The 12649-nt window shown below is 47.6% G+C and carries 16 protein-coding genes; 1 reads left to right on the plus strand and 15 read right to left on the minus strand.

All coding sequences use genetic code 11. The features are described from left to right. Positions 1–2 precede the first annotated feature (2 nt). From AAAT93_RS10230 to AAAT93_RS10290, 13 genes are all read right to left on the minus strand, one after another. Positions 3–422 carry a DUF4313 domain-containing protein gene (locus tag AAAT93_RS10230; RefSeq protein ID WP_008982214.1) on the minus strand — a complete coding sequence of 140 codons (420 nt, stop codon included), beginning with the start codon at positions 420–422 and terminating at the stop codon, positions 3–5. A 12-nt stretch (positions 423–434) separates the two neighbouring features. Then, the gene (locus tag AAAT93_RS10235) at positions 435–746 is read right to left on the minus strand and encodes a DUF5720 family protein (protein WP_227573408.1); all 312 of its coding nucleotides are present in this window, start codon (positions 744–746) and stop codon (positions 435–437) included. A 22-nt stretch (positions 747–768) separates the two neighbouring features. After that, entirely contained in the window at positions 769–1506 is a 738-nt protein-coding gene (locus AAAT93_RS10240; protein WP_227573409.1) for a BRO family protein, read from the minus strand. A gap of 33 nt (positions 1507–1539) precedes the next feature. Continuing rightward, entirely contained in the window at positions 1540–2418 is an 879-nt protein-coding gene (locus tag AAAT93_RS10245; protein ID WP_227573410.1) for a DUF6017 domain-containing protein, read from the minus strand. Between the two features lie 60 nt (positions 2419–2478). Continuing rightward, positions 2479–2982 carry a hypothetical protein gene (locus tag AAAT93_RS10250; RefSeq protein ID WP_227573411.1) on the minus strand — a complete coding sequence of 168 codons (504 nt, stop codon included), beginning with the start codon at positions 2980–2982 and terminating at the stop codon, positions 2479–2481. 1 nt (position 2983) lies between these two features. Then, positions 2984–3253: a DUF5720 family protein gene (locus AAAT93_RS10255; protein WP_109625046.1), complete on the minus strand. Its 270-nt coding sequence runs from the start codon at positions 3251–3253 to the stop codon at positions 2984–2986. A gap of 12 nt (positions 3254–3265) precedes the next feature. Then, positions 3266–4231 (minus strand): ParB/RepB/Spo0J family partition protein, encoded by a 966-nt coding sequence (locus tag AAAT93_RS10260; protein WP_227573412.1) that lies wholly within the window; start codon positions 4229–4231, stop codon positions 3266–3268. Further along, on the minus strand, positions 4188–5009 hold the full coding sequence (locus tag AAAT93_RS10265; protein WP_227573413.1) for a ParA family protein: 822 nt from the start codon (positions 5007–5009) through the stop codon (positions 4188–4190). The genes AAAT93_RS10260 and AAAT93_RS10265 overlap by 44 nt, the downstream gene beginning before the upstream one ends. A gap of 464 nt (positions 5010–5473) precedes the next feature. Beyond that, entirely contained in the window at positions 5474–5872 is a 399-nt protein-coding gene (gene rpsI, locus AAAT93_RS10270) for a 30S ribosomal protein S9 (RefSeq protein ID WP_021984664.1), read from the minus strand. A 17-nt stretch (positions 5873–5889) separates the two neighbouring features. Continuing rightward, positions 5890–6324, minus strand: a complete 435-nt coding sequence (rplM, locus tag AAAT93_RS10275) for a 50S ribosomal protein L13 (RefSeq protein ID WP_021984665.1) — start codon at positions 6322–6324, stop codon at positions 5890–5892. Between the two features lie 240 nt (positions 6325–6564). After that, positions 6565–7302, minus strand: a complete 738-nt coding sequence (gene truA / locus AAAT93_RS10280; RefSeq protein ID WP_118546158.1) for a tRNA pseudouridine(38-40) synthase TruA — start codon at positions 7300–7302, stop codon at positions 6565–6567. Positions 7303–7399: 97 nt separating this feature from the next. Further along, entirely contained in the window at positions 7400–8179 is a 780-nt protein-coding gene (locus AAAT93_RS10285) for an energy-coupling factor transporter transmembrane component T family protein (protein WP_227573415.1), read from the minus strand. A 49-nt stretch (positions 8180–8228) separates the two neighbouring features. Next, the gene (locus AAAT93_RS10290) at positions 8229–10058 is read right to left on the minus strand and encodes an ABC transporter ATP-binding protein (RefSeq protein ID WP_227573416.1); all 1830 of its coding nucleotides are present in this window, start codon (positions 10056–10058) and stop codon (positions 8229–8231) included. 302 nt (positions 10059–10360) lie between these two features. Here AAAT93_RS10290 and AAAT93_RS10295 point away from each other — a divergent pair, with 302 nt between their 5' ends. Then, positions 10361–10903, plus strand: a complete 543-nt coding sequence (locus AAAT93_RS10295) for a hypothetical protein (RefSeq protein ID WP_021984669.1) — start codon at positions 10361–10363, stop codon at positions 10901–10903. A 168-nt stretch (positions 10904–11071) separates the two neighbouring features. Here AAAT93_RS10295 and AAAT93_RS10300 read toward each other — a convergent pair whose 3' ends face one another. Together AAAT93_RS10300 and AAAT93_RS10305 are read right to left on the minus strand one after the other, a co-directional pair. After that, complete coding sequence (locus tag AAAT93_RS10300; protein ID WP_181985602.1) at positions 11072–11701, minus strand: type II secretion system protein; 630 nt, start codon at positions 11699–11701, stop codon at positions 11072–11074. A gap of 100 nt (positions 11702–11801) precedes the next feature. Beyond that, a complete protein-coding gene (locus tag AAAT93_RS10305) occupies positions 11802–12635 on the minus strand; it encodes an LD-carboxypeptidase (RefSeq protein WP_021984671.1) in 834 nt (277 codons plus the stop codon). Positions 12636–12649: the final 14 nt, after the last annotated feature.

Here is a 12649-nt window from a genome sequence, read left to right on the forward strand (position 1 = left end):
CTTCATCGCTCCATCCCGCGGCCCTTTTTCTTTACCGGCTTCTTATCCGGCAGATTCCACTCTTCCCGAAACTCTGCCACACCTTTGGGGTCAAATGCCTTCAACTTCTCCAGATCAAAGGCAACAGCAGAATATTTCCCATAACCGGACTGAACCTGATAGGGAAGCACCTTCCCCAATTTGTTCTCTTTGATAAATCGCAGCAAGTCCTTGCTGATGTCACCGGAAATAAACGCCTCTCCGGGGTCCAGGGAATACCCCGGAAGGTTCACCGTCATATCTGCAAACGGCTCTGCTCCATCTTCTGTATGGGTAATCATGCCGATATAAAGCCGCTGATTATTCGCATACATCCCAAGTTGCAGTGATATGGTTTCTTCTCCATATTCCCACTTAAAGGGTACTTTCTTTTCCTCATTCATATCGGATTCCTCCTATCGTATCTGTTCTTTGTGGTCATAAAACAAATCTCCATTTCTGACCTTTGCGTGGCTGAGAATCTTGATCTGCCCCTTTGCCTGACTGTCCAGAGCTTTTTCATAGCCTATATCTGACAAAAACAGGCGGGTGCGTTCTCCTTTCCAGCCCACCGGGGAGTCATGCGTCAGCACATCAAAAATAATCATGTGCCGCGTGTTCTCCGCAAATCGCTGGAGATCCATGTAGTCATGGCCGTGGTAGTTCTGCGACCCGGCCTTCTGGCGCATTTCCTCCATCAGCTGACCGATTGTTTTGCCTTCCTGCATAAAACCCACTTCCTTTCCGTTCTTATGAGACCAGCAAGATCATCTCCCGTAACTGGGCAAAGTAGAGCTTGCCCTGGGGCGTGACCAGCGTGTAGGAACCGGTATGACCGTGATTGCAGTAGTCTTTGACGCAAAACAACCCTGTATTTTTCACATTGGCATAAGGCAGCACATTGCCGGATGCCGTGCGGTACACAAACCGCCGTTCTATCAGAAAGCGGACAAACCGGCGCTCCGGGACATCCAACTCTTTGGCGGTAGTCCTGAGATTGGTGCTGTGCTTTAAGTCGATGAACAGGTCATAGAAAGCGGCTTTGCCCTCCAGCTGTGCATTTTCCTTACGCAGAGAAATATTCGCTTCACGCTCAGCCAGCAAATCCGAGCAGAGTTTCATCAAAGCCTCTGGTGAAGTGGCTGCCTCCCACAGCTTCTCTTTTGTGAGATAGGCCCCGTGCTTGCGAATAGTAGGCAGAACCTCATCAAACACCCACTGTTCAAACCGCTCTGCCGATGGCAATTTGCTGTGAACGATCAGGCGGTATAGATCGCCTTCGGGGATAAAGAGCATTTCCTGTATCCCGCCCGTAGTAGGGGTACGCCGTTTCAGCGTACCCTTACAGTGCTTAGAAACGGCTTCGTTCGGTCTGGCATATCCCAAAGCTCTGGCTGCATCTGCACCGCAAAACAGGTATTTGCCGTTTTCTTCGACAACCCGGATACTGCCAAACTCCGGATTTTTGAAAATTTCCATCTGGTTCATGTCGTGCCTCCTTTGGCATAATAAAAGACGGCCTTACCAGCCGCCTATGTGCATATCGTGGTTGACCAATGAAGTGTAATGATTGCTCATGGTGGTAGGCGCATTGAACAGCACCGCAAGCAGATACTGCTTCATGTTGTGTACCTGGGTGGTGTTCTTTTGCAGGCAGTCCATGACAAACTCGATGTGTGAGCTGTCCAGCTTCAAAAAGCGGGAACGCACGATCTCGTGAGGGAAGTCTGCCCCGGAGATCCGGATGGTCTTTCTTCTGGCACAGACCGTTTCCACCATCAGCTCTACGATCTCATTCAGGTCATCCAGGTAGAGCGGATAACGCTGCTTCAGGCAGTCATACTCGATATTTTCCAAAATCAATTCCCGATAATTTTCTATCTCTGTGACAGACATCGCATCCCTTCCTTTCCGTTCCGGCGGTTCTGCCGCCGCTGTCTCCCGGAAGGGAATGGAATCGGTACTTGATCCATAAGTAATTGATTTTTCTGTATTTGATTTCTCTATATTTAATTCTGCGGGCTTTTCCATATCCGGTCTTACCATATCCGGGTTTTCCGTATCTGGTGAAACCACATCCGGCGGCAGCATATCCGGCTTCTTTGGCTGTGGCTGCTCATAAATGATGTACTCAGTATCAGTAATACGGCCATTTGCGCCGCGAAGCTGCCTGCGGACAATGTAGCCGGCTGTTTCCAGCTCTTTGAGCGCAGAGCCAATAGCGTCCACACCCTCCTTACAGATGGAAGCCAGCCCTCTGGTCGTGTAATTCCACTCCTCTGGAAGCGACAGGATCATGGAAAGCAGGCCCTTAGATTTTAAGGTCAGCCCTTTATCCTTCAGATGATAATTTGACATAACGGTGTAATCGCGTGTCCGTTGTACGCGGTAGACTGCCATTCACTTCACTCCTTCCTGTGGTCAGGGAATAACAAAAGCCGTTGTCAGTAAAGACACGGCTCAAACTTCATAGAAAACTCCTGGTCTCCCATCAAAGGGATAGCGGCTGATGTCCTCAAAGGCGTCGGCAACCTCCTCCGCTGGATAGTCCTGCCAGTCCCGCTCCCTGACGATATGATGGATAGTGCGGTAACAGGTGGAAAACCTTTCATATGCTGAGCGGTATTTCGTATTCACGCAGGACACCTCCACAAACCGCCCGTCCTCCAAGAGCCATAGTTCCCGGATACAGGAAGCCTCCACTTGTGTGGAATGACTCTGGATAGTTTTTTGGTAAATGCAAAATCCCCGCTGTGGAAACAACTCCGGCCCATAGTAGTTCAGGGAACACTCATGATTTCCTGCGGTCTGGTAGGCAAGAACACTTTCCCCACGATAGCGGACAGACTGCACCACAAGTTCCATGTTCAATCTGGAAAGCGCCCTTTTCCGCTCCTTTTTGTCGGGGAAAAGATAAAGATACGCCGTCCTGATGGCATTGCAGATTTCTTTTTCTCTAAACATCTTATTTCCTCCGTTTTTTCTTTACATCCAGGACATGACCCTCAATTACACGGGCGCACCTTTTGATTTTGATCTCCCTGCGCTGCTGGCTTTGCAGGGCGGCCTGATACCCGTCCTCTGTCAAAAACAGCCTCATTTCATCTCCGTGCCTTCCGTAAGTAGTGCCGGGACGCAGGATGGAAAACTCAATCATCCAGCGGGTGTTATCCCAAAATCTTTCTACGGCGAGAATGTTATGCCCTTTCAGTTCCCTAGCTGAAATATCCTTCATAAGCGGCTCCTTTCATCGTTCCTGATCTCTCTGACGCTTTTTCTGCCATTGTTCCAGCAGCTTGATAATGGTTTCCTGCATCCGAGCCGGAGTGTAGCTCTTGGGGAAATACTTCCGCAGAGTATCAGAAGTAAATGTCACACGATCCAGATCGCTTTTCTTTTCCTCACCCATAATAGCCCTCATCACATCAATAGAGAGATGCCCCTCCTGACTGAACTTCTTGAGCCGCTGGGCTTGGGAAAGAGAAGGGGTAGCCTGTTCACTGTCCATGGCATCCAGCAGGTCTACCTGTTCTTCCTTTTTGAGAAAGGACAGCTCATAGGCAGGGTTCAGGGCAATTTTCTTCTCATCGACCATATCCAGCAGTTCGGGAATTAGTTCTGTCAGACGAATATATCGCTTTACCTGTGATTTGCTATCAGGGCTGTTTTCTGCAATCTTTTCTGCCGCAGTCAACTTCGGCCCAACTTGGGCCGAAGTTAAATCGGTCCTTTCTCCCTGCCGTTTGATAGCCTCCAGCTTCATGCGATAAGCCCAGGCTTTTTCGCTGGGTAAAACATCTTCTCGCTGGATATTCGCGTCTACCATCTCGATGACAGCTTCTTCATCATTCATTTCACGGATAATGACGGGCATATCCTCCAAACCCGCCAACTCGCTGGCACGGTGCCGTCGATGGCCAGAAATAATCTCATATCCGCCCTCCGGGTCAGGACGCACAAGCCCAGGAGTGCGAACACCACGCTGTCTGACGCTATCCAGCGTTTCTAACATTTTGGGATCGTTGTCCTTGACACGGTAGGGCTGTCCAGTAAACGGCACTTCCGTCTGCATTGCCGAATACCCCTTAAAGTAATGAAGCTGCGAGAGCGGAATACGGACGACGCGCTCCTCACCAGCCTGCTGACGCTCCTGCTCGGTAGTAAATAGATCATCTACCGATGCCAGCTCTATTTTTTTCGCGCTGCTTTTCAAGTTTCAACACCTCCTTCGTCAGATTTTTGTAGCCTTCCGCCACCTTTCCGCCGGGATCATGGGCAAAAATGCTTTTTCCCTCGGCGCTGATTTCCTTAGCCCGAACAGAATGGGGGATCTCTGTGCCGAATACTTTGATCTTGCTGCCATAGGTCTCCCGCAGGAGAGCGGAGATCTCTTTGGCAAAGTTGGTTCGACTGTCCACCATCGTCAGCAGGATACCGTCTATCTGGAGCTTGGGGTTAATCTGCCGCTTTACCTTGTTTACCGTGGAGAGCAGCTGTTCCAACCCTTTGGCGGGCAGATACTCCGCCTGAACAGGAATGATAATCCTATTTGCAGCGGCCAGCGCATTGACTGTGAGCATCCCCAGGGAGGGCTGACAGTCGATGAGGATATGGGAATATTGCCCCTTCAGCGTGTCCAAATATTGCCGCAAGATAGTCTCACGGCTCATGGCATTTACCAGAGATACCTCCATACCGGATAACTGGATGTCCGCAGGCATCAGGTCTACGCCCTCTGAGTGGTGCAGGATACCCTCGCCGGGACGGAGAGGCTCATCCATCAGGATACGCTCCATTGCGTCTGACAGCGTAAAGGGCAGCTTGTCCGGCTGGGGATTGCCCAGGCTGATGGTTAGGCTCCCTTGCGGATCTCCGTCGATCAGCAGGACTTTCTTCCCGGCCTGTGCCAGCCCGATTCCCAAGTTGGCACAGGTTGTTGTCTTGCCAACACCGCCTTTCTGGTTGGCGATGGCGATGATTTGCGTGTTCATTGACTTCACCTCATTTCTGATTGTTGCTGTTGCTTCTGGAAATAGAAAAAGCCGCCACTTCAAAATTAACAGTGAAGTGACGGCTCTTTCTATCGCCGGAATACGAGTTCCTGAAATGAAAAAAGCACCCAGTCATTTATACTGCGTGCTACATCAAATTCATATTCAATTATTCAAATTAGGTCAGACTGTGCCAAACTGCCACAACCAAAAACGAGAGGAAAGAGGGACGAAAAACACCCCAAAAATCGGCTCTCGGTTGTCCTATAATTTAACCACTAACCCCTTTTTTACCCCCATTTTTGCCGGTTGTCCTATATTTAACCACTAAAAATTGGGTGAAAACGACTCTCGTTTTGCCAAATTTGGTCAAACCATATCAGCCCGTTTAGATATAGTAAAAGCCCGGAAAACCTTGATTTTCCGGGCTTTTTGAACCATTTTGATACGGTTTGAACAGCAGATTATCTCTTGCTGAACTGAGGCGCGCGACGAGCTGCCTTGAGACCGTACTTCTTTCTTTCCTTCATACGAGGATCTCTTGTAAGGTATCCTGCCTTCTTGAGTGCTGGTCTGTACTCAGCGTCTGCCTCGAGGAGTGCTCTGGAGATACCATGTCTGATAGCACCAGCCTGACCTGTAAATCCGCCACCCTTAACATTTACAAGTACATCGAACTTTCCTTCTGTACCTGTTGCTGCAAATGGCTGCTTAACGATGAGCTTCAATGTATCAAGACCGAAATACTCATCCATGTCTTTCTTATTAATAGTTACCTTACCAGTTCCTGGTACAAGGTAAACTCTTGCGATACTGCTTTTTCTTCTACCTGTTCCGTAAAATCTATTACTATTCTTAGCCACGAACGTTTCCTCCCTTATTAATACTTAATCTCTAATACTTCTGGCTTCTGAGCCTGCTGCTTGTGCTCTGGTCCAGCGTAAACATAAAGCTTCTTGATCATCTGTCTTCCGAGAGGTCCCTTTGGAAGCATGCCCTTAACTGCAAGGTAGATAACATCCTCTGGCTTCTTAGCCATCTTCTCTTTGAGAGTCTGCTCTTTCATACCGCCAACGTAATCAGAATGGTGATAGTAAACCTTCTGATCCATCTTCTTACCTGTTACTTTGATCTTATCAGCATTTACAACTACGATATAGTCACCTGTATCGATGTGTGGTGTAAATGTCGGCTTGTTCTTTCCTCTTAAAATGCTTGCGATCTCTGATGATAAACGACCTAATGTATGTCCTGTAGCATCTACTACATACCACTTTCTTTCAATGTTTGATGGGCTTGCCATAAAGCTCTTCATTGTGGTGTTCCTCCTTAAAATTATTCGAATTGTCCTGCATCATACCCATGCTTTCAAGCCGAAATGTCCGAAACAGCCTGTCCGCACAGTGCCGAATGCGTACTGTACATTGCTTCAAAAGAGTATTCCATGAATCCCGGGGCTATTGGGACGCACTTCACCTGTCTTTTGTCACATTTAGGTATTATATTATACGTGTCCGCGTGTGTCAACGTTTTTTTCAAGAAATGCGTAAATTTTCTACAAATATTCAATTCCAACCAACTGCAGTCCACACGCTTCCGCTTTCGGACCTGCTGCCGCGCGGTCCTTCGCATCGAGAATCTCCTTCACATGCTCCGGCGGATACATGTTCATCCCGCATTTAAGCAATGTACCCATAATGATCCGCACCATATTATATAGGAAACCGGTTCCGCGGATCGTCATAATGATCATCTTGCCCTCTGTGCGGAAGGAAATCTCTGTGACCGTGCGCACCGTTGACTCCACCTGTGTCCGCGGCGTGCAAAATGATTTGAAATCATGTTCTCCGACGAGATACGCTGCTGCCTGCTCCATCTTCGCTACATCAACATTGAAATAACAAAATTTCGAGTAAAGCCGTACGAGCGGGTTCGGAAACTTGTCGTTCCAGATGCGATACTCATACGTCTTGATCGTATCGCAAAACCGCGGATGAAAATCATCCGCCACCTGGCACGATTCCTGAATCCGGATATCGTCCGGCAGCCGCTGGTTCAACGCGAAGCTGATCTTCTCCGGCGGAATCCGTGTCTGCGTATCAAAGACTGCCACATTTCCAAGCGCATGCACCCCGGAATCTGTCCGGCTTGCGCCAATGATCTTGATATCCTCCTGCAACAGCTTCGACAGTTCCCGGTTCAGGACTTCCTCGATTGTAATTCCATTGTCCTGAATCTGCCAGCCACAATAATTTGTCCCGTCATACGCAACGGTTAATTTGATTCGTTTCATGGAGCGAATCTCCTTTCTCTTATATTGTGAAATACACTATTCTATCTCACCACTATATATCATTCAGTAACTATCATCTACTTATCTATCCTACGTTTTAGAACTTCACAATCAACACCACCGACGCAATAACCATCGCCAGCATGCACACATACGCGACCACATCGCGTCTCTCATACACGAGTGGATGCAGCTTCGTCCGTCCTTTGCCGCCCGTATAGCAGCGGCTGTCCATCGCATCGCCCAGATGTCCGGCACGCGAGATTGCATTCTGGAAAAGCGGCAAGATCACTGTCCGAAGCTTCTTTAAACGCACGACCGGATTTCCCTTCTTGAAGTCCGCGCCACGCGCCATCTGCGCCTTCATGATCCGGTCTAACTCTCCAAATAATATCGGTACAAATCGTAGCGCGATCGTGATTCCCATTGCCACACCGCCGCTTAAATGCATGCACTTCTCCATACCGTCCGTCAGTCTCGTCGGTGTCGTCGTATACATCAACAGGCTTGACATCAGAATCAACAACAACATCCGCCAGAACACGAATCCGGCTTTGATCAGTCCCTCCTTCGTGATCGTGAGCACGCCAAGCTTTACCAACGTCGTTCCATGCACGGTAAATGCATTTAATATACTGCAAATTAAAATGAAAATGAACACGCCCTTCGTTCCGCGTATCATCTTGCGCATCGGCACCCGGCTGCACGCCCACACACCGGCAAATACTGTCGTAAGAAACAGAAACAACGGCAGATTCCGATCCAGCAACAGCAGGATAATATATATAATTGTAAATCGAATTTTGACACGGGGATCTATCCGGTGGATCATCGAATCCACGCTATGGTACTGTCCCCATGTGATATCCTTCATCATGTTCCTACCTCTTTTAGACATTCTTATACTACAATATCTATATACGAAATCATCTTCCAACCGCATCCACGATTGCCTGCACCGTCTCCGCAAGCTGCGTATGCTTACATGATACCGGAAGTCCCATGATGCGCAGGCGGATCAACAACTGCATGCAGACCGGAAGCTCACAGAGTGCTTCTGCCAGCGTATCTTCGGATAAACGTCCAGTGCTTCTGTCTCTCATCTGTTCGCCATTCATTTTCGAATGCTTATCACTCGTCATATGCTCCATCTCGCGCAGCCACAACCGGTAAAATACATTCGACGGTGCTCCCTGCTCCAAGATTTTCCCATCCCTCAGATACAATACCTGCTCTGCGTCCTCCACGACCGCATCCGCATCGTGACTGACTACAACCACTGTAATTCCCGCATCCCGGTGTAACGCACGCAGGATCTGCAGCATCTTTTTCTTTCCAACCGGATCAAGCCCTGCCAACGGTTCATCTAAGATCAGGTAATCCGGTTGCATTGCAATCACGCCCGCCAATGCAACACGCCGCTTCTGCCCACCCGACAACTTATCCATCGGCAGATCATAGACATCCTGCGGCAACCCGACAAACTGTATCGCCTCATACGCACGTTTCTCCGCTTCAACCTCACTGATGCCGACATTCCGCGGTCCAAATACTACATCCTCATAAACATTTTTCGCAAACAACTGCTGCTCTGGATATTGGAAGATGAACCCGATTTTCTTACGCAATGCTGCAATATCCGCAGAAGTATCCGTCACTTCCATTCCATCCACATAAATGCTTCCATCCGTCGGTGAAATGAGCGCCGGAATCATCTGCAAAAGCGTCGATTTTCCAGCCCCCGAAGGTCCAATGATTGCCGTATAGCTGCCCTTCTCGATAGAACAACATACATCATTCAAAATCGATTTCTTTCCATATGATAGGTTCACATGTTGAAATACAATCGCCTGCGACAACACTTTCGCTTTCTTATCCACGGATGCAGGCTCCATTGTCTTTTCCTTCAGAAATGCATACGGATGTTCCTTGTATATGCGTTCCGCAATCGCTTCCACGGAAAATAAATCCTTCGTCCGCACGCACCCACGCTCCGCAAGAGCATGTGCAAGCAGCACGGTCATCGGCAGTTCCAATCCAAACTCACGCAGCCTCTCCGGTTGCGCGAAAAGCGCTTCCCGGCTGCCCTTCATAGCAAGCCTTCCCTGATGCATCACGTAAATCCAATCTGCCAGCAGAAGTTCCTCCATCAGATGTGTAATGAGAATAATCGTGATTCCCTGCTTCTGCAGCTCTTTCATCATCTGCAGCACATCCCGCCTGGATTTTGGATCGAGCATACTGGTTGCCTCATCAAGCACGATATACCGCGGCTTCATTGCAAGCACGCCTGCAATCGCAACCTTCTGTTTTCCACCTCCGGATAGCTCTTCGATGCGCATGGATGCCGCAAGCCCTACCTGTGCAAGTGCATCCTCCACCCGCTTCACCAGTTCCTTGTGCGGCACGCTAATATTCTCCGCACCAAAAGCGACATCCTCTTCCACTACACTACCAATCAGCTGATCGTCAGGATTTTGGAACACCATGCCAACCATCTTCCGGATCGGAATGATATTTTCCTCCTGCATTGCATCGAGTCCGCCGATGAGAACCGTACCTTCAATCGGAAGCAACAGGCGGTTTAAGATCTTTGCAAATGTGCTTTTTCCGCTTCCATTCACCCCTGCCACAACGATAAATTCACCTTCTCCTGCATCAAAATTGATTCCGCGGATGGCGTTTACCATCTCCGTCAGATTTCCTTCGTCATCCCGGTCAAAATATTCAAATGTGAGATCTCTGATTTTTATCATGATATCCTATATTCCTGATTGTTTTTCATATTCGCAATAACTATCTTATAACATATCCATTACTATACCATTTTTTCTATGTATGTCGCAATTTTTTCTCAAAAGAATAAAGAAATTTTCACATATTAACACGGAAACATCCATACAATATTTTTTCGTTAAATAAAAATGATTTTTCAGCTTTTCTATGTTATAATTTGTATGAATCTGCTATTATTGTACGAAATGTATGGAATATAGCATTTTCAGACTATTTGTCAGTTATATCTGACATTTATTTTACACACATTGGGAGGGTACATATGGATTTTTCTAATTTTACAAACATTAACGCACGAATTACCGCTTGGGGCGGTATCAAGCAGACTGCATTTAACAAGAAAAAATACGCAGCCGCTGAAGCATCATGGAATTTGCTTTCACCACAGGAGATTGCAATGCTTGACCAGCAGATTCCATATGGCGTGGAAGCGTTCTCTTTCGTTGCAACACCGACAGCAATTCTCGTCTATGAGGCGAAGACGGTGCGCGTAATTCCGATTCGCGATATCATGTGGATCTATGGAAATGTAGTTAAACAGACGATGAATTTTATTCCGACAAGCAAATTTCATACCTTATATCTGCTCGCACGAGATGGTGGAACTTATTCACTTGGCCAGATCACAACCGGTGGTTTCTCCAAGAAAGCGCCGCTTGATGAAGCAGTCGCCCAACTGCAGAACCTGTTATTCCCTTACAGAAAGGGAATTGTATATGGATATTCCGATGAAATCGCGAACTATTTCCAGGGGAACTTCGCCGGAGCTGTCCAGATGGTTGACGCGAAATCTATGGAGCCTTAGACCCACGTCAGGTATTCCATATGCCGGTCTGATTGACAGTCAATGCAATCTCACATAACAGATAAAAAAGGATTAGCTGTATCTATACAGTCAATCCTTTTTCTTTTATATTCATATATTCTCATCAATTATTGCATCGTCTGTATCGGCGGATTCGAGCAAATCACACTAATGAATCGTCGTACTTCCGACGAATTCCGTCGTATCATCCAGATAGGTATAGCCTTCGCCCGCCTCATACTGAATCAGGCAACCAGAGTTATAATACTGCGCAAACAGCACCTTTCCTTCCCCACCATACACAACAATCACGCCCGGACAACCAAATTGTCCGTAGAACGAATCACAATTCATTCCAAGCGGCTCATCCTCGTCGCCCGTAAAATTCAGGAAACGATAGTCGCTTCCATTCTCCGCATTCAATTCTTCCAACACCTTTTGTGCAAAATAATACTCCAACGCATTTGCATCGGTAATGCCATTTGCACTTTTATTCTGTGCCCGGCTGATCATATAATTCGTGAGTACACCACATCGCTGTGCATTCCCTTCGTCATCCGTATATGTCTTATCTAGATTCATCTCATGATCTTCCGCATAACTGGAAAGCATGCCTGTCTCAACCGCCGAGACAATCGTCCGAAGTTCCTCCATCGCATTTGATGCTCTGGCTTTCCTAATGTAACGAATAACCGTCAGACCGATTGCACCCGCGAGCACCGCCATGATTGCAATTGCAATAATCAATTCAACCAGTGTGAAACCTGCATTGTCTGAATTATTTCTCCATTTTTTCATACCCTTACCCCGCATATATCAAACTTTTCATAACTAAAGTCATCATATCATCATATGCACGGCAAGGCAAACGTATTTCCATAAAATGCTTGACGAAAAATTACAATTCTCCGCCTATTACAATCCCTTTGGCATCTGTCCCATGTCCGATCTGCTTCGTGACCGCAATCGGCATTGTTTTTCTCACATACTTCTTCACAAGTTGCACAATATCCGGCATGCACTGCTTTGCTTCCATCTCCGTAAATGTTCCAAGCAGGATACCCGCGATCTGCTCAAATGCACCAATCTGCTGCAACTGGCTCAGATAGGTTTCCATTCGTGCTACTGTTCCGGACCGACTCTCCAGAAGTAGAATCTTCCCATTCAGATCTGGCATATACGCCGTCCCAGACAGCTTTAAGAAACAACGGATATTTCCTCCGACAATGATTCCATGCATCTCCGTCCCCTGTACATAATGATAATCGATCCGGTACAACGCATCACCACCCTCACACAGGACATCTCGCACATCCGTCATCTGCTGCTTGCGCTCCTTATAGAGCACATTTCTTATCTGATACAACACCCCTGTCTGCCCGGTCTTCGCGTAGATTGCATTTAATATAGTCGTCAGATCACTGTATCCCCAGAACTGCTTATCCATCTTTGCAATCACGCTATAATCCAGATACGGCAGGATTCCATTCGCGATATCTCCACCGGATATGTCGCAGATTGCGTCAATCGTATCATCCAAGTAAAAATCCATTACTGCCTTCGCACGTTCTTCTGCCGTTCCACTCGCCACACCATCACGCGCATACAGAAATGGGCTGATCACACTCTCAATCCCCATGTCTGCCAGTATCCGATGCAATTCCTCAATCTCACCTTCGTATGCCCGATTGAATCCATCTGAACAGCACACAATTCCGATTTTTCTCGTCATAATTATTCTCCATG

The sequence above is a fragment of the Coprococcus hominis (ex Arizal et al. 2022) genome (assembly GCF_040094675.1).
Lineage (GTDB): Bacteria > Bacillota > Clostridia > Lachnospirales > Lachnospiraceae > Coprococcus_C > Coprococcus_C hominis.